This is a genomic window from Micromonospora sp. WMMC250 (genome assembly GCF_027460215.1).
GTDB classification, from domain to species: Bacteria; Actinomycetota; Actinomycetes; order Mycobacteriales; family Micromonosporaceae; genus Micromonospora; species Micromonospora taraxaci.
The window spans coordinates 6,831,141-6,852,270 of record NZ_JAPZBJ010000002.1; the positions used below are offsets into that span (position 1 = coordinate 6,831,141).

Genomic DNA, 21,130 nt, shown 5'->3' on the forward strand with positions numbered 1-21,130 from the left:
TAAGCCTCTAGTAGAGGGTGAGGGTTCACCCCTGATCCTCGCTGGTGACAGCTGTCGTCGGCCGCTGGTCTGGCCACGCCGTACCCGGTCGGCCGAAGCCAATCTCGAAGGAAAGGACCGGAGATGACACCTCCGCACAACTACCTGGCGGTCATCAAGGTCGTCGGCATCGGGGGCGGCGGCGTCAACGCCGTCAACCGGATGATCGAGGTTGGGCTCAAGGGCGTCGAGTTCATCGCGATCAACACCGATGCGCAGGCGCTGCTGATGAGTGACGCCGACGTGAAGCTCGACGTCGGTCGGGAGCTGACCCGCGGCCTGGGGGCCGGGGCCAACCCGGACGTCGGCAAGAACGCCGCCGAGGACCACCGCGACGAGATCGAGGAGGTGCTCAAGGGCGCCGACATGGTCTTCGTGACCTGCGGCGAGGGCGGCGGCACCGGCACCGGCGGCGCGCCCGTCGTGGCGAACATCGCCCGCAAACTCGGCGCGCTGACCATCGGTGTGGTGACCCGTCCGTTCTCCTTCGAGGGCAAGCGGCGCCAGGTGCAGGCCGAGTCGGGGATAGACGAACTCCGCAACCAGTGCGACACGCTGATCGTGATTCCGAACGACCGGCTGTTGGCCCTGGGCGACCGCAACATCAGCATGATGGACGCGTTCCGCACCGCCGACCAGGTGCTGCTCTCCGGTGTGCAGGGCATCACCGACCTGATCACCACCCCGGGTCTGATCAACCTGGACTTCGCCGACGTCAAGAGCGTGATGAGCGGCGCCGGCAGCGCGTTGATGGGCATCGGCAGCGCCCGCGGTGAGAACCGCGCGGTCGAGGCGGCCGAGGCGGCCATCTCCAGCCCGCTGCTGGAGCAGAGCATGGACGGCGCGCGCGGCGTGCTGCTCTCCATCGCCGGTGGTTCCGACCTCGGCCTGTTCGAGATCAACGACGCTGCCCAGCTGGTCACCGACGCGGCCCACCCGGACGCCAACATCATCTTCGGTGCGGTCATCGACGACGCGCTCGGTGACGAGGTGCGGGTGACCGTCATCGCGGCGGGCTTCGACGGTGGCACGCCCGCGTACAAGGCGGCCGAGCCGACCCGGAAGACCAACACCAACCAACCGGCGCCGCAGAGCACCCCGGTGCCCGCGCCGGCGACCAACCCGGCTCCGGCCCAGTCGCCGCGTCGGGTGCTCTTCGACGACGTGGACGTTCCCGACTTCCTCAAGAACGGGTCCTGAGCACCGCCGATGACCGACAGCTCAGCCACGGCGCGGCCGGAACGGCACGCCGAGATCGCGGCCGGCCTGGCTCAGGTGCGGTCCCGGATCGCCGACGCCTGCGCGCAGGCCGGCCGGGACCGCGCCGACGTCACGATGATCGCGGTGACGAAGACCTACCCGGCCAGCGACGTGGTGGCGCTGGCCGGGCTCGGGGTGACCGACATGGGGGAGAACCGCGACCAGGAGGCGGCCGGTAAGGCCGCCGAGGTGGCGGCGGCCGGGGTGCGTCCGCGGTGGCACTTCATCGGCCAGTTGCAGCGCAACAAGGCCCGCTCGGTGGTCCGGTACGCCGATGTGGTGCAGTCCGTCGACAGTGTCCGGCTGGCCCGGGCGTTGGCCACCGCGTCCGCCGACCGGGAGCAGCCGCTCGACGTCCTGGTCCAGGTGAGCATCGACGGCGACGCGGCCCGGGGTGGGGCGTTGCCCGGGTCGGCCGATCCGGGCGCCGGGCTGGAACCGGTGGCCGAGGCGGTGGCCGAGGCGTCCGGGCTGCGTCTCGTCGGCCTCATGGCGGTAGCTCCGCTGGGTTGGGAACCGGAGCGGGCCTTCGCCCGTCTCGCCGAGGTCGCCGACGTGTTCCGGGGGGTCCATCCGGGAGCGACAGCGCTGTCCGCGGGGATGAGCGGAGATTTCGAGATCGCGATCCGATATGGCGCGACACATGTCCGCGTCGGTAGCGCGTTGCTCGGAATGCGTTCCACGCTGCGGTAGCCTGACCGCGAGACATGCAAATTACATCAGTGTTGTTTCAGGGATGGCGTCTCCTGGTCGGGGGTCGTGGCGCGCGACGCGAATCGCGCGCCGGGGGATTGCCGTTTCGGTCCGATGGGCATGGTTGTCCACTCGCGACGGGCGACATGGCACGGGGGCGCGTGCCGCACGGCGGACGGAAGGGCGCGGGATGGGTGCACTGCGCAAGGCGGGGGTCTGGCTCGGTCTGGTCGAGGAAGACGACGAGCGGGCCTACGACGACGGTGGCTACGACAAGGGTGGCTACCGCGAGTCGCGTTACCGGCAGAGCCGGTACGCCGAGGAGTTCGCCGACGAGGACGAGGACGACACCGAGGAGCCGCCGGCTCCCCGGCCGCGGATCAGTGAGCGGGGGCGGCTCTCCGAGCGCGCGAGCGGGCGGTTGGGCGAGTCCGACCGTGGCGACGGTGAGCGTCCGGAGCGGATCGAGCGGTCCAGCGTCCGGTCGATCACACGGTCGTCAGCTGGTGAGACCTCCGGCGCGTTGACCTACCACACCCGTGACAACCTGGCCCTCGCGCCGCAGGTCACGGCACGTGAGCGGGCGTTGCCCGAGGAGGAGCAGCGCTACCAGATCACCACGCTGCATCCGACCACCTACCGGGAGGCGCGCACGATCGGTGAGCACTTCCGCGACGGCGTTCCGGTGATCATCAATCTCACCGAGATGGATGAGGCCGATGCCCGCCGTCTGGTGGACTTCGCCGCCGGTCTGGCGTTCGGTCTGCGCGGTACGATCGAGCGCGTGACCAATCGGGTGTTCCTGCTCTCACCGGCCAATGTCCAGGTCACCGCTGAGGACAAGGCCAAGATCGCTGAGGGCGGTTTTTTCAGCCTGAGTTGACCCCGCCCGACCCGAGGGACGTCGCTGACCGTGTTGTCGATCTTACTGCAAGTGCTGTACCTGATCCTTTATGTCTTCCTGCTCCTTCTCCTGTCCCGGTTCGTGTTGAGCGCCGTCCTGCAGTACGGCCGGCGCTGGCAACCGGGGCGCGGCGCATCGGCAGGATTGGAATCCGTGTGGAGCGTCACTGATCCCCCTCTCAACGCGTTGAGGCGTGTGATCCCTCCGCTGCGAATTGGTACCGTGAGCATCGACCTGGCCTCCCTTGTGCTCCTGGTTATCCTGTTCGTGCTGATGGAGTTCGTGTTAGGGCCGTCGATCAGGGCATCTGCCTGATGACCGACGCGCTTTCGCGGCCGCAACTGACCCGAGGAGTTTCGATGCCGCTGACCCCGGCCGACGTCCACAACGTCGCCTTCAAAAAGCCGCCGATCGGCAAGCGGGGGTATGACGAGGAAGAGGTCGACGCCTTCCTCGATGAGGTCGAGCGCGAGCTCGCCCGTCTCATCGAGGAGAACAACGAGCTGCGCGCCCAGGTGGAGCGCGGCGGCCGTGGCGGCGCCCCCGCGGGCCCCGGCGGCGACGCCCGACTGGCGGCGGAGCTCAACGACGTCAAGGCCCAGCTGGACCGGGTGCAGCGCGACAAGTCGGCGGCCGAGCAGGCCGCCCGCGCGATGCAGGCCGAGCTGGAGCAGGTCCGCACGACCGGCGGCCCCGCGGGCGTCACCGGTGACGGCGAGCAGCAGGCCCTGCGCGTGCTGATGATGGCCCAGCGCACCGCCGATGACCACGTCTCCGACGCTCGCCGCGAGGCCGACAGCCTGCTGTCCGAGGCTCGCAGCAAGGCCGAGGAGGTGACCCGGGAGGCGCGCGCGAAGGCTGACGCCCTCGAGCGGGACGCCCGCCAGCGGCACCAGGAGGCCATGGGCGGCCTGGACGCCAAGCGCACGGCGCTGCAGAAGCACATCGAGGAGCTCAAGCAGTTCGAGCGTGAGTACCGCACCCGGCTCAAGGCGTACCTGGAGAGCCAGCTGCGGGACCTCGACGGTCGCGGCCAGGGCCTCGAAGCCGAGATGACCCGCTCCGAGGCAGGCCGGGTCGCCGGCGGCAACGGGCTGGCCGCTGCGGGCCTCGCCGGTTCGTACGGCGGCGGCGGGCGCTCCGGCGCCCTCGAAGCCGGACGCTGAGCACCGGCCGGCGATCGCTCTCCGACAATGGTGACGGTCGCCGGCCCCGTCTGGGCGGTACGACGCGGCGGGGGTGAGCCGTGATAGTCGCAAGTCTCCTGCTCATCCTCGTCGCGGTGGTCCTCCTGGTGCTCGGCCTGGCCGGTGGGTCCAGCTTCCTGTTGATCATTTCCATCGCGGCCAGTTTGCTGGCCGCCGTGGCGTTGGTGGTGGGCGCCCGCCAGGCAGCCGCCAACCGCGCGACGGCGGATCCCGGCCGGACCAGCCGGCGACAGCCCGACGTTTCCCGAATGGCCGGCCAGGCCACGGGTTCCGCGTACGGGCCGCCGCCGGTCGAGCCGGAGATACCGGTCCAGCACGTGCCCACGACGGTTGGCACCGGCGGCACCGGGTGGCGGCAACCACCCGAGCCGCCGGTCGACCGTGAGCCGCCGTTCGGCTCCGCGGCGGAGCCGCCGTTCGACTCCGGTGCCGACGAGGTGCCGCCGTTCGACGACGGGGCACCGTTCGTGACTCCGTCCGACGGCGAGTCCGCTCCCGTCCGGCCCGTCAGCCCCGCCTCGTCGTCCGCGGCGTCGACCGACGACGCCTATCGCGCCGACGAGCCGGCCGAGCAGCCGGTGACCCCTGCCGAGGCGGCCCGGGTGGCGCGACTCCCCGACGCTGTCCAGGTGGTCGACGGTCACCCCCGCTACCACCTCGCCAGTTGCCCGTACCTCGCTGGACGGGTGCCCGAGGAGCTGCCGGTCGCCGAGGCCGTCGAGCTCGGGTTCACTCCCTGCGCGCAGTGCGCGCCAGCCACCGCCCTGCTCGCCGACGTCCGGCCGATCTGAAGCGGCGCCGGTGCCCGCGCAGGAGACGCTCACCGTGGCGGTACGGGTGAAGCCCGGAGCCTCCCGGGACCGGGTGGGCGGACGCTTCGACGGTCCACACGGGCCCGCCCTGGTGATCGCGGTGCACGACCCCGCCGTCGACGGGCGGGCGACCGAGGCGGCCCGCCGGGCGTTGGCGGCCGCCCTGGGCATCCGGCCGGCGGCGGTGTCCCTGCGCGCCGGTGCGGCGAGTCGGGACAAGCTGTTCCTCGTCGACCGGCCCGCGCCGGAGCTGTCCGCGCTGCTGCGCCGACTGCGCGACGGATCTGCCGAGTGAGGAACGCCCGGGCCGGGCAGCCGTGACGGCCGGGTTGGTCCGACCATGACGCCCGGGTTGGACATCGGGCTGCTGCTCGGTGCGGCCGTGCTGCTGGTCGCCGTGGGCGCGGTGCGACTCTCCACCCGGCTCGGTGTGCCCAGCCTCCTCGTCTACCTGGCGCTGGGTGTGGCGATCGGCGAGGGCGGGCTGGGCATCCGCTTCGACGACGTCGAGCTGACCCGGACGCTCGGCTTCTGCGCGCTGATCGTGATCATCGCGGAGGGTGGTCTCACCGCCCGGTGGAGCACGCTACGACCGGTGCTCGGGCTGGCCTCGGCACTCTCCACGGTCGGCGTCGTCGTGAGCATCGTGGTGGTCGGTGTCGCCGTACACCTTCTGTTGGGGTTGGACTGGCGGTTGGCGCTGCTCTACGGGGCGGTGCTGTCGTCCACCGACGCGGCGGCCGTCTTCGCCACCCTGCGCCGGCTGCGGTTGCCGCCCCGACTGGTGGCCACCCTGGAGGCCGAGTCGGGCATGAACGACGCCCCGGTGGTGCTGCTGGTGGTGCTGCTGTCCCACGAGGGTTGGGCGCATCCGTGGTGGTACGAGGTCGGGCTGGTCTGCTACGAGCTGGGTGTGGGCGCGGCGGTGGGCGTGGGTGCGGGTGTCGCCGGCGCCTGGGCGCTGCGCCGGGCGGCGCTGCCGTCGGCCGGTCTCTACCCGATCGCCGCGGTGGGCATCACCGTGTTGGCGTACGCCGCCGGGGCGGTGCTGCACGCCTCGGGGTTCCTCGCGGTGTACGTGGCCGGGGTGCTGCTGGGCAACGCCCGGTTGTCGCACCGGCAGGCGATCCTCGGTTTCGCGGACGGGTTGGCGTGGCTCGCCCAGATCGGGCTGTTCGTGCTGCTCGGGTTGCTGGCCTCACCGGGCCGGTTGGACGCGGCGGTGCTTCCCGCTGTGGTCGCGGGGCTGGCCCTGGTGCTGCTGGCCCGGCCGTTGTCGGTGGCCGTCTCGGCGCTGCTGTTCCGGGTCGGCCTCCGTGAACAGGCGTTCCTGTCCTGGGCGGGGCTGCGCGGGGCGGTGCCGATCGTGTTGGCGACCATTCCGCTCTCCGAGCGGGTGCCCGGTGCGGAGCGTCTCTTCGACGTGGTCTTCGTGCTGGTGGTGATCTTCACTCTGGTGCAGGCCGGGGCGCTGGGGCCGTTCGCCCGTTGGTTGCGGGTGACCGCGCCGACCGAGGCCGCCGAGATCCATGTGGAGACCGCCCCGCTGGAGCGGATGCGCGCGGATCTGCTCCAGGTGGAGGTGCCGCCGGGCTCGCGGCTGGCCGGTGTGCACGTCGACGAGCTGCGGCTGCCGCTGGGCGCGTCGGTGACGCTGGTGCTGCGCGACGGGGTGGGATTCGTGCCCGCGCCGGACACCCGGCTGAAGACCGGCGACAGCCTGTTGATCGTGGCGACGGCCGGGGTCCGGGATGCCGCCGAGCGGAGGCTGCGGGCGGTCAGCCGACGGGGTCGGCTGGCTCGGTGGTTTGGCGAACACGGGGATGAGGTGCCCGGTTGATCTGCTAGCGTTCCCTTTGCCCCAGTTAGGCAGGGCTAGGGGCTGTTGAGCGGTGCGACGGTGCGGCACGTTGTCGGACGCCTGTACGTTCCGTATTCTTGCCAACCTCCGGAGTGCGCGGCCATCGTCGCCGTGCGCCCCTTTTCGTCCATTAGGGGACGCCTTGGTCGGCGCCCCCTGACCAGGATGCCGCGAACCACGCGGCTCCCCGGCCGAGGGAGCGACCCATGGCTAAGCCAGCCGACACCAGGACCGCCGGGCGCAAGCCGGTGGCCAAGGCCACCCGGAGCACTGCGGAGACCGAGAAGATCCGGGCGGCGTTGGCGGCGCGGCGGGACGAGCTTCGTGCCGAGTACGATCAGACGCTGAGCGAGATCACCGAGCTGCAGCGCGATCGGCTGACCGACTCGGCCGGGGACGACCAGGCCGACACGGGCACCAAGACGCTCGAGCGGGAGCAGGAGATCTCTCTCGCCAACAGCATTCTGGAACGGATCACGCAGGTGGAGCGCGCGTTGGAGCGCCTCGACGAGGGTGGTTACGGCTGGTGCGAGCGGTGCGGCAACCCGATCCCGGTCGAGCGCCTCGCCGCATTCCCGTCGGCCACCCAGTGTGTGACGTGCAAGCAGCTGGAGGAACGGCGCTGAGGTCCGTTCCCCGGCGGCGATGAGACGGTGAGCGATCACCGCCGAGACTGTCGATGGGGAGCGCATGACCGCAGCACCGTCCGCCGAACCCGGCCGTACCGATCCGGGCGGCGGCACACGCCGACCCCGGGCCGTTGCGATCCTCGCCGGAGTCGCCCTGGTGGCCCTGCTGGCCGATCTGGTCACCAAGCACCTCGCGCTGGCCGCGTTGACCGACCGGGAGCCGGTCCGTCTGCTCGGCGGGTTCGTCTACCTGAGCCTGACCCGCAACAGCGGTGCCGCCTGGAGCATCGGCGCGGACCACACATGGGTCTTCCCGCTGATCACCATCGGTGTGGTCGGCTGGATCGTCTGGATGGCACTGCGACTGCGCTCACTGCCCTGGGCGATCTCCCTCGGCCTGGTGCTGGGCGGCGCGCTGGGCAACCTCGTCGACCGGATCTTCCGGGCACCATCACCCTTCCACGGGCACGTGGTCGACATGATCAGCCTCTTCGACCCGTACGGCCAGGTCTGGCCGGTGTTCAACCTGGCGGACAGCTCGCTGGTCTGCGGCGTGCTGCTGGCCGTGCTGTTGGAGCTGACCGGCCGCCAGCGTGACGGCCGCCGCGCCGGCCGCGACGGCAACCCGACCGAGACGGACGCCCCCCAGGGCGCCGCCGAGCAGCAGGAGCGGGCATGACCTCCGCATTCGCCGCTGGAGGCGACCACCGTTCCCTGCCCGTGCCGGACGGCCTCGACGGCATGCGACTGGACCAGGCCGTGTCCCGCCTGTTCGGGCTCTCCCGCACCGCCGCCGCGGCCCTGGTGGACGCCGGGGACGCGCTCGTCGACGGCAGCGCCCGGCCGAACTCGCACAAGGTCAAGGCCGGCTCCTGGCTGGACGTCACGCTGCCCGCCCCGGTCGCGCCACCGACCGTCGTGCCCCAGGCGGTGCCCGGCCTGCGGGTGGTCTACGCCGACGACGACATCGTGGTGGTCGACAAGCCGGTGGGAGTGGCGGCCCACCCCAGCCCCGGATGGACCGGCCCGACCGTGATCGGCGGCCTCGCCGCGATCGGGCACCGCATCTCCACGAGTGGTGCCGCCGAGCGTCAGGGCGTGGTGCACCGGCTCGACGTGGGGACCACCGGGATCATGGCGGTCGCCAAGAGCGAACAGGCGTACACGGCGTTGAAGCGGGCCTTCAAGTACCGCGAGGTGGACAAGGGTTACCACGCCGTGGTGCAGGGCCACCTGGACCCGCTGCGCGGGACCGTGGACGCGCCGATCGACAGGCACCCGACCCACGACTACCGCTGGGCGGTGGTGTCCGGCGGCAAGCCGAGCATCACCCACTACGACACCCTCGAGGCGTTCCCGGCGGCGAGCCTGGTCGACGTCCGGCTGGAGACCGGTCGGACCCACCAGATCCGGGTGCACTTCTCCACCCTGCGGCACCCCTGCGTGGGTGACCTCACCTATGGTGCCGACCCCACCCTCTCGGCCCGTCTCGGCCTGGCCCGACAGTGGTTGCACGCCCGCGAACTGAGCTTTTTGCACCCCCGAACGGGGGACGAGGTCCGGTTCGTCAGCGACTACCCTGACGACCTGGAACGTGCGCTCCAGATCCTGCGTGACTGAGCGGCGACCGCCCGACACCGATCCGACGAGGGGATCCCGCCCGTGCGCGCCGGCAACCTGCTGCGGCAGCTGGACCAACGGCTGCTGCCGCCGCTGAGCCGAGCCGTGGCCCGGCTGGGCGACCGGTCGGCGCGCTCCGGGGTGCTCACCTGGGCCGCCGTGCTCTCCGCGGCGGCGGTCCTGGGCACCGCGGTCTGGGCTGTCGACGACGCGCCGGTGGGCGACCGGACGGTGGGTGAGGTGACCCGGGTCGGCGTCACCGACGGTGATTCCGTCCCCGGTTACCTGCGGTCCGCCGCCGCCGACCTGGCCGCGCTCCCCGCGTCCGCCTCGTCCTCGGGGAGTGGCACGTACGCGCTGGTCACGCTCACCGAGTACCTGCCGCCGCAGCGTCTGGCGGCGGTGCTCGGCGACGTCGGGGTCTCCACCGTCTTCGGGCGGGTGCCGCTGCCCGGACGGCAGACCGAGATCGTCCGCATTCCCGCGCTACGGGTGCCGGACGACGTGGTCGCCGGGATGGACGAGGTGGCGGCCCGCAAGGACGCCGAAGCCGCCGACTACCAGGCCCGGGCCGCGGCTGTCGACGGTGACGGCGCGGACGAGCGGGAGCTGCGGGAACGCTACGTCAGCGGGGCCGAGGTGGCGACCGCGGAGGCGGCGGCGTACCGGACCGGCTGCTCCTGCGTCTACGCCGCTGTGGTGCGGGCGGCCCCTCAGGTGTTGCGCGGTGTGGCAGCCCGCCCGGGCGTCCGGGCCGTCGACCCGGCGCCCGAGGTGTACCGGCTGGACCGCACTGTCTTCACGCCACCACTGCCCGAGCAGCGCGACGTGGTGCGCCCGCCGGCCGACACCGGGCCGAGTCCGGCGTCGACCCCGGACGGTTCCGTGGAGTCCACCCCACCCGCGCCCGCGCCGCTGACGTCGGTGGGCGAATCGTCGGAACCCGCACCGGTCGTCACGATTCCGTCACCCGCGCCGTCGTCCGCCGAGTCGACCGAGCCGCCCCCGCCGAGCGCCGCCACCTCCCCGGACAGCACCGGTGCCGAATCCCCGACACCCGCGTCGTCGTGATCTGCGTCGGCTGGTGTGCGCTCTGAGGTGTGGTCCGAATAGGGTTTGGTTCGTAGCCTGTCAGACGGAGATCGATGGCGCTGGGAGGGCGGGCCGTGGAGGGCAGTGAGACCGGCTGGGGCCGGCCGGCCGAACCAGCGCCGCGGTGGCGTGCGTTGTTGGACCGTGCCCGGCTGGGCGGTCGCGGCGCGGAGCAGACCGAGCCGGACCGGCGTCCCGACGACGCGCCACCTGACCCGCTGCCCCGGCGCGCGGCTCCCAACGGCTACGCGGGGCGGGCGCCCGCCATCGGGCATCCAGCAGATCTGTCGTACGGCGCGGAGCCCGACTACCGGGCCGAGGCGACCTACCGCGTCGACCCCGCCTACCGGGCCGAGCCGGACTACCGCGCCGAGCCGGCGTACCGGTCGGACCCGGCGTACCGGGCCGAGCCGGGTTACCGGGCGGAGCCCGACTATCGGGCCGAGCCGGCGTACCGGGCGGAGCCGACCTATCGCCCGGAGCCGGGCTTCGGGGCCGAGCCGGGTTACCGGGGTGAGTCGTACCGGGGGGAGCCCGACTATCGGGCCGAGCCGGCGTACCGCGCCGAGCCGGGCTACCGGGTGGATCCGGGCCATCGGGTCGAGCCGACGTACCGGACCGAACCCGAGCCGCCGCCGGCCGTCCCCGACCCGGGTCCGTCGCGGTACGCGTTGCTGGACAACGGTTACCGGCCGGGCGACCAGCCGGTGGAGTCGCGGTACGCCCTGCTGGAGACCGGCTACCAGCCGGAGACCGGCTATCCGGTCGCCGTGCCGCAGCCCTCGCCGGTCGCAGCGCCACCGGTCGCGCCGATCGCACCACCGCCGATCGCACCGCCGGTCGCGCCCCCGCCGGTCGCCCAGTCGGTCGGCTCGGCGGTCGTCGAGCGTTCCTACCCGGCCCGGATCGAGTGGCGCTCGCAGGGTGTCGACGAGCAGGAACGGGCCAACGGGGTGCTGCGGCGGGATCTGGGCACGCCCCGGGTGTTCGCCTTCGCCAACCCCAAGGGCGGGGTGCACAAGACCACCGCGACCGTGCTCGCCGCGGCCACCGTCGGCAGCGTGCGCGGGCAGGGCGTGCTGGCCTGGGACGACAACGAGCTGCGCGGCACCCTCGGGCTGCGCGCCGGCAGTGCCCGGCACGCCCGGACGATCCGGCACCTGGTCACCGACCTGGCCCAGATCGAGATCCTCGAAGGCGAGACGCTGCTGGGTCGGCTGGACGACTACCTGCGGCACGCCTCCGACGGTTCGTACGACGTGCTGGCCGGCGAGGAGAGCCCGCGCTTCGCCCAGCGACTGGACCAGTTCACCGTCCGGCGGGTGCTGGAGCTGCTGCGCCGCACCCACGACGTGGTCTGCGTCGACACCGGCAACAACGTGGAGAGCCCCAACTGGCGCACCGTGATGCAGGCCGCCGACCAGCTGGTGGTGACCACTGTGCCGCGGGAGGACGCGGCGTTCAGCGCGGACTGGATGCTCGACCTGCTGCACGAGGAGGGCATGGGCGAGCTGGCGGACAACGCCGTCACCCTCATCTCCTGCCCGACCCCGGGTCGCTCGCCGTTGCAGGACGACCTGGAGCGGCACTTCGCCACCCGTACCCGTGGGGTGGCGGTGGTGCCCTACGACCCGGCGCTGGAGACCGGGGCGTCCATCGAATACCACCAGCTCCAGCCGGAGACCCGGCAGGCGTGGTTGCGGGCGGCGGCGATGATGGTGGAGCCGTTCGCCCGGTGAGCTGGTCTGCCGCCACCGGAGCCCCGCCACTCGACCGGGCCTGAGAGGATCATCGGGTGAGCCCGGACTACCCCGACCCCGCGCGGCCCGTCGACGAGCCCGACCGACCCGCGCCACCCCGCACGCCAGGCGCGACCTCGCCGGAGGCTGAGCGGTCGACCGGGCCGCAGCCGGACGCCGAGCGGTCGGCCCGGTCGCAGCCGGACGCCGAGCGGTCGGCCCGGTCGCAGCCGGACGCCGGGTCGCAGCCCGGGGACCTGCCACCGCCGGGGGACCTGTCGCCGCCGGGGGCCGTGCCGCCGCCGGAGGCCCAGCTGGCGACACCGCAGCACGGGTACGGTCCGGGCGACGCCCCAGCCTCGGCGGCCTACGGGAGCTTGTTGGAGCTGACCTTCGACGAGCCGCGTCGTCCGCTGCGTACCGTGGCGGCGGTGCTGGCCAGCGCGCTCGCCGTGGCCGTCCTGGGTGTGCCGTTCGGGCTGCTCTGGGCGGGGCTCGCGCCGGACACTCCGGTGCTCAAGACCGCCGAGGGGGCGATCTACGCCGACCCGCAACCGGAGCAGCCGATCGCCGCCGATGGTTGGTTCAGTCTGCTCGGGCTGGCCTTCGGGTTGCTGGTGGCGCTCGCGCTGTGGTTCGTGCTGCGACGTCGGCGTGGCCCGGTCGGTTTGCTCGCCGCGGTGCTCGGCGCGTTGGCCGCCGCGCCGGTGGCCTGGCAGGTGGGACGGCGGATCGGATTGGCCACCTTCGACCGGCTGCTGGACACCGCTCCGGCCGGGCAGGCCTTCACCAAACCCGCCGACCTGCGGGCCGGCGGGGTCGACTGGCTGCTCGGTGTCCTGCCGGTGCCGCACGGCAACCTGCTGTTGCCGGCGTTCGGCGCCGCTGTCACGTACACGCTGCTGGCGGGCTGGTCGCGGTGGCCGGGCCTGCGGCCGGAGCCCGAGCCGGGGCTCAGTTGGGTGTCGGCGGGGACGCCAGTTCCGCCAACGGCACCGGAACCGCCCGCACCTGACGCAGCAGAGCCGCCTCGCGGTTGAGCAGCCGCAGCTCGGCGCGGAGCCGCGCGGCGGTGTCGTCGATGGCCAGCAGCCGCTGCCGATCGTCGACGGTGAGCGCCGCGGTCGCCGCCACCAGATGGGACAACACCGTCGGATCCTCCGGCAGCTGCTCGGAGATCTCCTCCGGGTCGGGGCGGATCAGCCCCAGGTACTGCCGGAACACCGCGATCACCCGGGCGGCCAACAGGTCGGCGACCTCGTCGGGTCCGGAGGGGTCGGGGAGCCACTCGACGTCAGCGGTCAGGTAGGGAGCCGCGTCCTCGTCGACCTCGGCGATCCGGAACCGGCGGCGGCCGACGGTGACGATGTCGAAACCACCGTCGGCCAGTTCGGTCACCTGCCGCAGCTCGGCGGTGCAGCCCACCTCGTGCAGGGTGACCTCGCCGACGCCCGCCGTCGCGCGGGCGCCGGGACCGGCGGGCGCGACCTCCCAGCCCGCCTGGATGGCCACCACACCGAACTCGCGGGGAGCGCCCTCGGGCAGGTCGACGAGGTGTCGGACCAGCGCCCGGTAGCGCTCCTCGAAGATGTGCAGCGGCAGCACCAACCCGGGAAAGAGCACCGTTGCGAGCGGAAACACCGGCAGCCGTGCGGTCACATGGTCGAGCCTAACCAATCTCGCCCCGGCGGGCGTGGCCCGGCTCACCGTCCCGGCGTACGGGCGGCTCGGGTGTACCGCGGGCGGGCCGCCTAGACTCGCAAGGGTGCTGAACCGGATCGACCTGCGCAACGGTCTCGGAGACCCGCGCCGCCTGCTGCCCCGTGCCCAGCTCGACGTGTCTGTCGCCGTCGAGCGGATCCGTCCGCTGGTGGAGGCGGTCCGCGAGCATGGTTACCCGGCGATCCGGGAGGCCAGCGAGCGGTTCGACGGCATCGCCCCGGAGGTGCTGCGGGTGCCCGTCGAGGCGATCGCCAAGGCCGAGGGGGTGCTCGACCCGAGCGTGCGCGCCGCGCTGCTGGAGTCGATCGCCCGGGCCCGTCGGGTCCACGACGACCAGCGGCGCACCGACCACACCACGCAGGTGGTGCCCGGTGGCACTGTCACCGAGCGGTGGCTGCCGGTCGACCGGGTCGGCCTCTACGTGCCCGGCGGCCTGGCGATGTACCCGTCGACGGTCGTGATGAACGTGGTGCCCGCGCAGGCGGCCGGGGTGCGGTCGCTGGTGGTGGTCAGCCCGCCGCAGAAGGACAACGGTGGCCTGCCCGACCCCCGGGTGCTCGCCGCGTGCGCGCTGCTCGGCGTCGACGAGGTGTACGCCGTCGGCGGGGCCCAGGCGGTGGCGATGCTGGCGTACGGCGCGGCGGTCGACCCGTTGGGTGAGCTGCGGTGCGACCCGGTCGATCTGATCACCGGCCCGGGCAACATCTGGGTGACCGCCGCCAAGCGGCTGCTGCGGGGCGTGGTGGGCATCGACGCCGAGGCCGGGCCGACCGAGATCGCCATCCTGGCCGACGACACCGCCGACCCGGCGCACGTGGCCGCCGACCTGATCAGTCAGGCCGAGCACGACCCGCTGGCCGCGAGCGTGCTGGTCACCCCGTCACTGGCGCTCGTCGAGTCGGTCGAGCGGGAGTTGGCCCGGCAGGTGTCGGCGACCAAGCACGTCGAGCGGGTGACCACGGCGCTGACCGGCGAGCAGAGCGGCGTGGTGCTGGTCGACGATCTGGAGGCGGGGCTGCGGGTGGTCGACGCGTACGCGGCCGAGCACCTGGAGATCCAGACGGCCGACGCCCGGACGTGGGCGCTTCGGGTGCGCAACGCCGGGGCGATCTTCGTGGGCGCCTGGTCGCCGGTGTCGCTCGGCGACTACTGCGCCGGGTCCAACCACGTGCTGCCGACCGGCGGTTGCGCCCGGCACTCCTCCGGGCTGTCGGTGCAGTCGTTCCTGCGCGGCGTCCACCTGATCGAGTACACCGAGGCGGCGCTGCGTGACGTGGCCCCGCACGTGGTCACCCTGGCGAACGTCGAGGACCTGCCCGCACACGGCCAGGCGGTGCAGGCGCGCTTCCCGGGAGCGTCGACGTGACGGGTCTTGGCGACGTGACGAGTCTTGACGACCTGCCGATCCGCGACGACCTGCGAGGGCTGTCGCCGTACGGGGCGCCGCAGCTGGACGTGCCGGTGCGGCTCAACACCAACGAGAACTCCTACCCGGTGCCGGAGCCGGTGGTCGAGGCGATCGGCAAGGCGCTCGCGGCCGAGTTGCGCGAGTTGAACCGCTACCCGGACCGGGACGCGGTGGCGCTCCGCGCCGACCTGGCCGAATATCTCGGGCACGGGCTGACCGTCGAGCAGGTGTGGGCGGCGAACGGCTCCAACGAGATCCAGCAGCAGCTGCTCCAGGCGTTCGGTGGGCCGGGGCGCACCGCCCTCGGCTTCGTTCCGGCGTACTCGATGCATCCGTTGCTGGCCCTCGGCACCGGCACCCGGTGGGTGCCCGCCGAGCGTGGCGTCGACTTCGGGTTGACCGTCGCGGAGGCGGTCGCCCAGGTCCGCCAGCACCAACCGGACGTGGTCTTCCTCTGCTCACCGAACAACCCCACCGGCACGGCACTGGACCCGGCGGTGATCGCCGCCGTGCTCGACGCCGCGCCGGGCATGGTGGTCGTCGACGAGGCGTACGCCGAGTTCGCCCGGCCCGGGACGGTCAGCGCCCTGGCGGTGCTGACCGGTCACCCGCGGCTGGTGGTCAGCCGCACGATGAGCAAGGCGTTCGGCTTCGCCGGTGGGCGGCTGGGTTACCTGGCCGCCGATCCGGCGGTGGTGCAGGCGATGCAGCTCGTCCGGCTGCCATACCACCTCTCCACGCTCACCCAGGCCGCCGCACGTGCGGCGGTGACCCACCGCGACGCCCTCCTCGGTACGGTGAGTGCGATCATGGCGCAGCGGGACCGGATCGTGGCGACGCTGCGGGAGCGCGGGTTGCGGGTCGCCGACAGCGACGCCAACTTCGTGCTCTTCCAGGTGGGCGGCGACCAGACCATCGTCTGGAAGGCCCTGCTGGCCCAGGGCGTGCTGGTCCGGGACGTCGGTCTGGCCGGCTGGCTGCGGGTGACCGCCGGCACCGCCGCCGAGACCGATGCCTTCCTTACCGCAATGGAGACAGTCACGTGGGAGCGCGAGGAGTGAGCTTGCGAGCCCCGCAGCCGCGATCGAGAGGCAAGCGATGAGTCGGACCGCCCGGGTGGAGCGGATCACCAAGGAGACCAAGGTCCTCGTCGAGATCGACCTCGACGGCACCGGAGCCGCCGAGATCAGCACCGGCGTGGGCTTCTACGACCACATGCTGCACCAGATCGCCCGGCACGGCGGCTTCGACCTGACCGTGCGCACCGCGGGTGACCTGGAGATCGACGCGCACCACACCATCGAGGACACCGCGCTCGCCCTGGGCGCCGCGTTCGACCAGGCGCTGGGCGACAAGGCCGGCATCCGACGGTACGGTTCGGCGACCGTGCCGATGGACGAGGTGCTGGTCCGGGCTGCCGTGGACCTGTCCGGTCGGCCGTACGTGGTGCACGACGAGCCGGTACTGGCCCCGTACATCGGGCCGGTCTACGCGACGAGCATGACCCGACACATTTGGGAGTCCTTCGGGCAGGCGGCCCGGGTAACGCTGCACGTCGACGTGCTGCGGGCGGCCCGGCCGGGCGGTCACCCGGACGCGCACCACGTGGTGGAGGCGCAGTTCAAGGCGGTCTCCCGTGCGTTGCGCGAGGCGACCTCGATCGACCCGCGCGCGGCCGGGGCGATCCCCAGCACGAAGGGTGCGCTCTGATGAGCGCGAGGAGTGCAGCGAAGCGGAGCCCCGCAGTCGCGATCGGCGGGTGGCTCTGATGGGCGCCGCGTTGCCGACGTTGTTGCTGATCCTGGCCGGGGTGTTGGTGGGTGGCGCCTGGTCGTTGTACCGCCAGGGCGCGTCGAAGGGCGTGGTGGGCATCACCGCGCTGCTCGCGGTGCTCGCCACTGTCGGTGGGGTGCTGTGGCTGTTGCCGGGGCAGGACGCATGAGCGCCGTGGTGGTGCTCGACTACGGCTCGGGCAACCTGCGCTCGGCGGAGCGGGCACTGGCTGCCGCCGGCGCGGACGTGCGGGTGACCGACGACCTGTCCGCCGCAGCCGCCGCCGATGGTCTGGTGGTGCCGGGGGTGGGCGCGTACGCGGCGTGCATGGCCGGGATCGAGGCGTTGGGCGCCGGTCCGGTCATCGCCGAGCGGGTGGCGGCCGGTCGGCCGGTGCTGGGGATCTGCGTGGGCATGCAGGTGCTCTTCGAGTACGGCGAGGAGCACGGTGTGGTGACCAAGGGGCTCGGGCTGCTGCCCGGTGGCGTGACCCGGTTGGCCGCCACGCGGTTGCCGCACATGGGCTGGAACACCGTCCGGGCGTCCGGGGAGTCGGTGCTCTTCGCCGGTTTGCCGGAGCAGAGCCGGTTCTACTTCGTCCACTCGTACGCCGTGGGTGACGCGACGGCGCTGGCTGCCGCCGGCGCCACGGTGACCACCGCTCACCACGACGTCGACTTCGTCGCCGCGGTGGAGCGGGGTCCGCTGTCGGCCGCCCAGTTCCACCCGGAGAAGTCCGCCGACACCGGTGCCGCGCTGCTGCGCAACTGGCTCGCCACGCTGCCCAGCGGTGGTTGAGCGTCGTCGCCCGGTGCCCGGCGCGGGGGCGTCGCCGTGAGCCGGGAACGGGCCCGTCGGCGGGCCGAGCGGGAGGCGGAACAGGCCCGGGAGCGGGCTGTCCGGCAGCGGCAGGTCGCTCGCCGGCAGCGTCGTCGCGCGGTGGTCCGCCGGTTGACGCCGCAGCTGCGGCGGGGCCGTTCGGGCCGGCTGGCCCGGCACAGTCGTGGTGAGCGGGCCGCGATCGTGCTGCTCACCGGCGCGGCGCTGATTCTGATCTGGACGTTCGTCGACAATCTGGCGTTGCGTATCGCGCTGATCGTGCTGTTGCTGCTCGTACTGCCGGCGATCGTGGTGATCGCCCTGGACCGTCGTACCTGATCGAGGAGAAGACGTTGAGCCTGACCCTGTTACCCGCCGTGGATGTCGCCGACGGCCGGGCCGTCCGGCTCGTGCAGGGCGCCCTCGGAAGCGAGAGCGTCTACGGCGACCCGTTGGACGCGGCGCTGGCCTGGCAGCAGGACGGCGCGGAGTGGATCCACCTGGTCGACCTGGACGCGGCGTTCGGGCGGGGCACCAACGCGCACCTGCTCGCCGAGGTGGTGCGCCAGTTGGACGTGAAGGTGGAGTTGTCGGGCGGCATCCGCGACGACGAGTCGCTGCGTGCGGCGTTGGGCACCGGTGCGGCCCGGGTGAACATCGGCACCGCTGCTCTCGAGGACCCGGTCTGGTGTGACCGGGTGGTCGGGGAGTACGGCGACCGGGTGGCCATCGGGTTGGACGTGCGGGGCCAGACCCTGTCCGCGCGTGGGTGGACCCGGGACGGCGGTGACCTGTACGAGGTGCTGGAGCGGCTGGACAAGGCGGGCGCGAGCCGGTACGTCGTCACCGACATCACCAAGGACGGCACGATGCGCGGGCCGAACCTGGACCTGCTGCGCGACGTGTGTGCTCGTACCGATCGCCCGGTGATCGCCTCCGGGGGTGTGTCCACGCTGGATGACCTGCGGGCGTTGGCGACCCTGGAGCCGGTCGGGGTGGAGGGCGTCATCGCCGGTAAGGCGCTCTACGCGGGTGCCTTCACGGTGGCCGAGGCGCTGCGGACGCTGGCCGAGGCGTGACTGTCACCCGGCTGGGGTCGGGTGGGCCGTGGGAGCAGAGCTACGGCTACTCCCGCGTGGTCCGGGCCGGTGACCGGGCCTGGACGGCCGGCTGCACGGCGACGGTGGACGGTCAGGTGGTGCACGTCGGTGACGCCGCCGCGCAGACCGCGCAGGCGCTGCGGATCGGGTTGGACGCGCTGGCCGAGGTCGGTGCGGAGCCGGGTGACGTGGTCCGGACCAGGCTGTACGTGACCGACCGGCTGCACGCCGACGAGGTGGGCCGGGCGCACAACGCGGTCTTCGGAGCGGTCCGGCCGGCGGCCACCCTGGTGGTGGTGGCCGGCCTGTTGGACCCGGAGCACCTGGTCGAGGTGGAGTTGGAGGCGTACCTCGGCGATCGCTGAGGTGCGCCCGGCTCAGCCGGCCGCGAGCCGGGCGCACGCCGATTAGGTTGTGCACAACTTAATTGTGGGCTACGTTTCAATGGTGACCGATGACCTGGTGCTGCGCCGGCAGGTGTGCTTCGCGCTCTACACCGCGTCGCGCGCCCTGACCGACGTCTACCGGCCCATCCTCGACGAGTTCGGGCTGACCTACCCGCAGTACCTGGTGCTGCTGGTGCTCTGGGAGCGTCCCGACGACGCCCGCACGGTGACCGAGCTGGGCACCGAGCTGCGACTGGACTCCGGCACCCTCTCTCCGCTGCTCAAGCGGCTGGAGGGGGCGGGGCTGGTGGCCCGACGACGGTCGGCCAGCGACGAGCGGCGGGTCGAGGTGGGCCTCACCGACCAGGGCCGTGCCCTGCGCCAACAGGTCGACCACGTCCCGATGTGCATCGCCCAGGCCACCGGGCTGGGCATCACCGAGCTGGTCGCGCTGCGCGACACCCTCACCCAGGTCACCGACACCATCCACCGACAGAAGGAGCAGTGACCCTCATGCAGGTTCTCTACACCGCGTCAGCGACCGCCAGCGGCGACGGGCGGGACGGCCACGTCGAGACCTCCGACGGCACCCTCGCGCTCGACCTGGCAGTGCCGAAGGAGATGGGTGGCGCCGGCGGCGCGGCCAACCCCGAGCAGCTCTTCGCCGCCGGCTACGCGGCCTGCTTCCACAGCGCGCTGCGGGTCGTGGCCCGTCGGGCCAAGGCCGACGTGACCGGCTCCGTGGTCGCCGCCGAGGTGGGCATCGGCCCGAACGGCAGCGGCGGCTTCGGGCTCACCGTGCAGCTCGTCGTCGACCTGCCCGCCGTGCCCCGCGAGGTCGCCGAGCAGGTGGTCGAGCAGGCCCACCAGGTCTGCCCCTACTCGAACGCCACCCGCGGCAACATCGACGTCACGCTGACCGTCCGCGAGACCCTGGCCGCCTGACCCCAGGCCCCTCAGGCACCCCACCGCGGACGAGAGGACGACCACCCCCGTGACCAGCAACCGTGAGATCCACCTGGCCAGCCGCCCCGTGGGCTGGCCCACCGACGACAATTTCCGACTCGTCGAGACCGAGGTCCCGACGCCGGGCCCGGGCCAGATCGTGGTCCGCAACCAGTACATGTCCGTCGACCCGTACATGCGGGGACGGATGAACGACGTCAAGTCGTACGTCGCGCCGTTCGCACTCGACGCGCCGCTCGACGGCGCCGCGATCGGCGAGGTGGTGGCCAGTGAGGCGGCGGACATCGCCGTCGGGGCCACCGTCCTGCACGGGCTGGGCTGGCGCGAGTACGCAGTGCTCGACGCCAAGGCCGCCCGGCCGGTCGACCCGAACGTCGCCCCGGCCAGCGCGTACCTGAGCGTGCTGGGCATGACCGGGCTGACCGCGTACGCCGGGTTGCTGGAGGTGGCCGCGATGAAGCCCGGCGAGACGGTGTTCGTCTCCGCCGCGGCCGGCGCGGTCGGCAGCCTGGTCGGCCAGATCGCCAAGCTCAAGGGTGCCGGTCGGGTCGTCGGCAGCGCCGGGTCGCCGGCCAAGGTCGAGCGGCTGCGGGCGCTGGGCTTCGACGCGGCCTTCGACTACCACGACGGGCCGATCCGTGACTCGCTGCGGGCGGCCGCCCCGGACGGTGTCGACGTCTACTTCGACAACGTCGGCGGTGACCACCTGGAAGCGGCGATCTCGGTCATGAACCTGCACGGCCGAGCCGCCATCTGCGGCATGATCGCGCAGTACAACGCCACCGAACCGCCGGCCGCCCCGCGCAACCTGGCGCTGGTCATCGGCAAGCGGCTCACCCTGCGTGGCTTCCTGGTCAACGACCACAACGACGTGCGTTCGGCGTTCGTCAGTGACGTCGCCGGCTGGCTGCGCGAGGGCACCCTGTCCTACGACGAGACGATCGTGGACGGCATCGAGAACGCCCCGTCGGCGTTCCTCGGCGTCCTGCGCGGCGACAACCTGGGCAAGATGCTCGTCCGCGTGTGACGCCCGACTCGGTTCCAGCACACCCCTTGATCCACTCGAGCTCGCCGATATGGCGGTATCCGAGCGCCGGGG

The 21,130-nt window shown here is 72.5% G+C and carries 26 protein-coding genes; 25 read left to right on the top strand and 1 reads right to left on the bottom strand.

Annotation, left to right across the window (positions count from 1 at the left end):
- Positions 1 to 123: 123 nt before the first annotated feature.
- The 14 genes from ftsZ (at position 124) to O3438_RS34235 (ending at position 12,897) form a co-directional block, all read left to right on the top strand.
- Positions 124 to 1,239 (top strand): cell division protein FtsZ, encoded by a 1,116-nt coding sequence (gene ftsZ, locus O3438_RS31120; RefSeq protein WP_088988414.1) that lies wholly within the window; start codon positions 124 to 126, stop codon positions 1,237 to 1,239.
- A gap of 9 nt (positions 1,240 to 1,248) precedes the next feature.
- Complete coding sequence (locus tag O3438_RS31125) at positions 1,249 to 1,992, top strand: YggS family pyridoxal phosphate-dependent enzyme (protein ID WP_269683078.1); 744 nt, start codon at positions 1,249 to 1,251, stop codon at positions 1,990 to 1,992.
- Positions 1,993 to 2,182: 190 nt separating this feature from the next.
- On the top strand, positions 2,183 to 2,875 hold the full coding sequence (locus O3438_RS31130; RefSeq protein WP_269683079.1) for a cell division protein SepF: 693 nt from the start codon (positions 2,183 to 2,185) through the stop codon (positions 2,873 to 2,875).
- 30 nt (positions 2,876 to 2,905) lie between these two features.
- Positions 2,906 to 3,211 (top strand): YggT family protein, encoded by a 306-nt coding sequence (locus tag O3438_RS31135; protein WP_030334503.1) that lies wholly within the window; start codon positions 2,906 to 2,908, stop codon positions 3,209 to 3,211.
- Positions 3,212 to 3,255: 44 nt separating this feature from the next.
- A complete protein-coding gene (locus tag O3438_RS31140; protein WP_088988417.1) occupies positions 3,256 to 4,062 on the top strand; it encodes a DivIVA domain-containing protein in 807 nt (268 codons plus the stop codon).
- Between the two features lie 80 nt (positions 4,063 to 4,142).
- Complete coding sequence (locus tag O3438_RS31145; RefSeq protein ID WP_269683080.1) at positions 4,143 to 4,895, top strand: hypothetical protein; 753 nt, start codon at positions 4,143 to 4,145, stop codon at positions 4,893 to 4,895.
- Between the two features lie 10 nt (positions 4,896 to 4,905).
- Positions 4,906 to 5,211: a DUF167 domain-containing protein gene (locus O3438_RS31150; RefSeq protein WP_269683081.1), complete on the top strand. Its 306-nt coding sequence runs from the start codon at positions 4,906 to 4,908 to the stop codon at positions 5,209 to 5,211.
- A gap of 45 nt (positions 5,212 to 5,256) precedes the next feature.
- Complete coding sequence (locus tag O3438_RS31155; RefSeq protein WP_269683082.1) at positions 5,257 to 6,756, top strand: potassium/proton antiporter; 1,500 nt, start codon at positions 5,257 to 5,259, stop codon at positions 6,754 to 6,756.
- A gap of 227 nt (positions 6,757 to 6,983) precedes the next feature.
- Positions 6,984 to 7,403 carry a TraR/DksA family transcriptional regulator gene (locus O3438_RS31160; RefSeq protein ID WP_124770807.1) on the top strand — a complete coding sequence of 140 codons (420 nt, stop codon included), beginning with the start codon at positions 6,984 to 6,986 and terminating at the stop codon, positions 7,401 to 7,403.
- Between the two features lie 64 nt (positions 7,404 to 7,467).
- Entirely contained in the window at positions 7,468 to 8,085 is a 618-nt protein-coding gene (lspA, locus tag O3438_RS31165; protein ID WP_269683083.1) for a signal peptidase II, read from the top strand.
- Positions 8,082 to 9,026 (top strand): RluA family pseudouridine synthase, encoded by a 945-nt coding sequence (locus O3438_RS31170; RefSeq protein WP_269683084.1) that lies wholly within the window; start codon positions 8,082 to 8,084, stop codon positions 9,024 to 9,026. The genes lspA and O3438_RS31170 overlap by 4 nt, the downstream gene beginning before the upstream one ends.
- A gap of 42 nt (positions 9,027 to 9,068) precedes the next feature.
- A complete protein-coding gene (locus O3438_RS31175) occupies positions 9,069 to 10,097 on the top strand; it encodes a hypothetical protein (RefSeq protein ID WP_269683085.1) in 1,029 nt (342 codons plus the stop codon).
- 74 nt (positions 10,098 to 10,171) lie between these two features.
- Entirely contained in the window at positions 10,172 to 11,857 is a 1,686-nt protein-coding gene (locus O3438_RS31180) for a MinD/ParA family ATP-binding protein (protein WP_269683086.1), read from the top strand.
- Positions 11,858 to 12,114: 257 nt separating this feature from the next.
- Positions 12,115 to 12,897 (top strand): DUF2567 domain-containing protein, encoded by a 783-nt coding sequence (locus O3438_RS34235; protein ID WP_442929751.1) that lies wholly within the window; start codon positions 12,115 to 12,117, stop codon positions 12,895 to 12,897.
- Here the strand turns inward: O3438_RS34235 and O3438_RS31190 are convergent.
- Entirely contained in the window at positions 12,812 to 13,516 is a 705-nt protein-coding gene (locus O3438_RS31190) for an LON peptidase substrate-binding domain-containing protein (protein WP_269683087.1), read from the bottom strand. The two genes, O3438_RS34235 and O3438_RS31190, sit on opposite strands and share 86 nt — an antisense overlap.
- A gap of 106 nt (positions 13,517 to 13,622) precedes the next feature.
- Between O3438_RS31190 and hisD the strand changes: the two genes are divergently transcribed.
- From hisD to O3438_RS31245, 11 genes are all read left to right on the top strand, one after another.
- Positions 13,623 to 14,945: a histidinol dehydrogenase gene (gene hisD / locus O3438_RS31195; RefSeq protein WP_269683088.1), complete on the top strand. Its 1,323-nt coding sequence runs from the start codon at positions 13,623 to 13,625 to the stop codon at positions 14,943 to 14,945.
- A 14-nt stretch (positions 14,946 to 14,959) separates the two neighbouring features.
- The gene (locus tag O3438_RS31200; protein WP_269683820.1) at positions 14,960 to 16,048 is read left to right on the top strand and encodes a histidinol-phosphate transaminase; all 1,089 of its coding nucleotides are present in this window, start codon (positions 14,960 to 14,962) and stop codon (positions 16,046 to 16,048) included.
- 37 nt (positions 16,049 to 16,085) lie between these two features.
- Positions 16,086 to 16,697, top strand: coding sequence for an imidazoleglycerol-phosphate dehydratase HisB (gene hisB, locus O3438_RS31205; protein WP_269683089.1), 612 nt, complete (start codon positions 16,086 to 16,088; stop codon positions 16,695 to 16,697).
- Positions 16,698 to 16,755: 58 nt separating this feature from the next.
- Complete coding sequence (locus tag O3438_RS31210) at positions 16,756 to 16,929, top strand: hypothetical protein (RefSeq protein ID WP_167524791.1); 174 nt, start codon at positions 16,756 to 16,758, stop codon at positions 16,927 to 16,929.
- Positions 16,926 to 17,558, top strand: coding sequence for an imidazole glycerol phosphate synthase subunit HisH (hisH, locus tag O3438_RS31215; protein ID WP_269683090.1), 633 nt, complete (start codon positions 16,926 to 16,928; stop codon positions 17,556 to 17,558). Before O3438_RS31210 ends, hisH begins: the two co-directional genes overlap by 4 nt.
- A 36-nt stretch (positions 17,559 to 17,594) precedes the next feature.
- Positions 17,595 to 17,918 (top strand): hypothetical protein, encoded by a 324-nt coding sequence (locus O3438_RS31220; RefSeq protein WP_269683091.1) that lies wholly within the window; start codon positions 17,595 to 17,597, stop codon positions 17,916 to 17,918.
- Between the two features lie 14 nt (positions 17,919 to 17,932).
- The gene (gene priA / locus O3438_RS31225) at positions 17,933 to 18,658 is read left to right on the top strand and encodes a bifunctional 1-(5-phosphoribosyl)-5-((5-phosphoribosylamino)methylideneamino)imidazole-4-carboxamide isomerase/phosphoribosylanthranilate isomerase PriA (RefSeq protein WP_269683092.1); all 726 of its coding nucleotides are present in this window, start codon (positions 17,933 to 17,935) and stop codon (positions 18,656 to 18,658) included.
- On the top strand, positions 18,655 to 19,044 hold the full coding sequence (locus tag O3438_RS31230) for a RidA family protein (RefSeq protein ID WP_145779748.1): 390 nt from the start codon (positions 18,655 to 18,657) through the stop codon (positions 19,042 to 19,044). The genes priA and O3438_RS31230 overlap by 4 nt, the downstream gene beginning before the upstream one ends.
- A gap of 82 nt (positions 19,045 to 19,126) precedes the next feature.
- Positions 19,127 to 19,573, top strand: coding sequence for a MarR family winged helix-turn-helix transcriptional regulator (locus tag O3438_RS31235; RefSeq protein WP_269683093.1), 447 nt, complete (start codon positions 19,127 to 19,129; stop codon positions 19,571 to 19,573).
- Between the two features lie 5 nt (positions 19,574 to 19,578).
- Positions 19,579 to 20,010 (top strand): organic hydroperoxide resistance protein, encoded by a 432-nt coding sequence (locus tag O3438_RS31240; RefSeq protein ID WP_269683094.1) that lies wholly within the window; start codon positions 19,579 to 19,581, stop codon positions 20,008 to 20,010.
- 49 nt (positions 20,011 to 20,059) lie between these two features.
- Positions 20,060 to 21,058 (top strand): NADP-dependent oxidoreductase, encoded by a 999-nt coding sequence (locus O3438_RS31245; protein WP_269683095.1) that lies wholly within the window; start codon positions 20,060 to 20,062, stop codon positions 21,056 to 21,058.
- Positions 21,059 to 21,130: the final 72 nt, after the last annotated feature.

What these genes read in the sequence shown, in the direction of transcription:
- hisB (WP_269683089.1), top strand. Translation starts at nt 16,086, where the DNA reads ATGAGTCGGACCGCCCGGGTGGAGCGGATCACCAAGGAGACCAAGGTC.
- O3438_RS31130 (WP_269683079.1), top strand. Translation starts at nt 2,183, where the DNA reads ATGGGTGCACTGCGCAAGGCGGGGGTCTGGCTCGGTCTGGTCGAGGAA.
- O3438_RS31210 (WP_167524791.1), top strand. Translation starts at nt 16,756, where the DNA reads ATGGGCGCCGCGTTGCCGACGTTGTTGCTGATCCTGGCCGGGGTGTTG.
- O3438_RS31180 (WP_269683086.1), top strand. Translation starts at nt 10,172, where the DNA reads ATGGCGCTGGGAGGGCGGGCCGTGGAGGGCAGTGAGACCGGCTGGGGC.
- O3438_RS31155 (WP_269683082.1), top strand. Translation starts at nt 5,257, where the DNA reads ATGACGCCCGGGTTGGACATCGGGCTGCTGCTCGGTGCGGCCGTGCTG.
- hisH (WP_269683090.1), top strand. Translation starts at nt 16,926, where the DNA reads ATGAGCGCCGTGGTGGTGCTCGACTACGGCTCGGGCAACCTGCGCTCG.
- ftsZ (WP_088988414.1), top strand. Translation starts at nt 124, where the DNA reads ATGACACCTCCGCACAACTACCTGGCGGTCATCAAGGTCGTCGGCATC.
- O3438_RS31240 (WP_269683094.1), top strand. Translation starts at nt 19,579, where the DNA reads ATGCAGGTTCTCTACACCGCGTCAGCGACCGCCAGCGGCGACGGGCGG.
- O3438_RS31125 (WP_269683078.1), top strand. Translation starts at nt 1,249, where the DNA reads ATGACCGACAGCTCAGCCACGGCGCGGCCGGAACGGCACGCCGAGATC.
- lspA (WP_269683083.1), top strand. Translation starts at nt 7,468, where the DNA reads ATGACCGCAGCACCGTCCGCCGAACCCGGCCGTACCGATCCGGGCGGC.
- O3438_RS31160 (WP_124770807.1), top strand. Translation starts at nt 6,984, where the DNA reads ATGGCTAAGCCAGCCGACACCAGGACCGCCGGGCGCAAGCCGGTGGCC.
- O3438_RS31170 (WP_269683084.1), top strand. Translation starts at nt 8,082, where the DNA reads ATGACCTCCGCATTCGCCGCTGGAGGCGACCACCGTTCCCTGCCCGTG.
- O3438_RS31140 (WP_088988417.1), top strand. Translation starts at nt 3,256, where the DNA reads ATGCCGCTGACCCCGGCCGACGTCCACAACGTCGCCTTCAAAAAGCCG.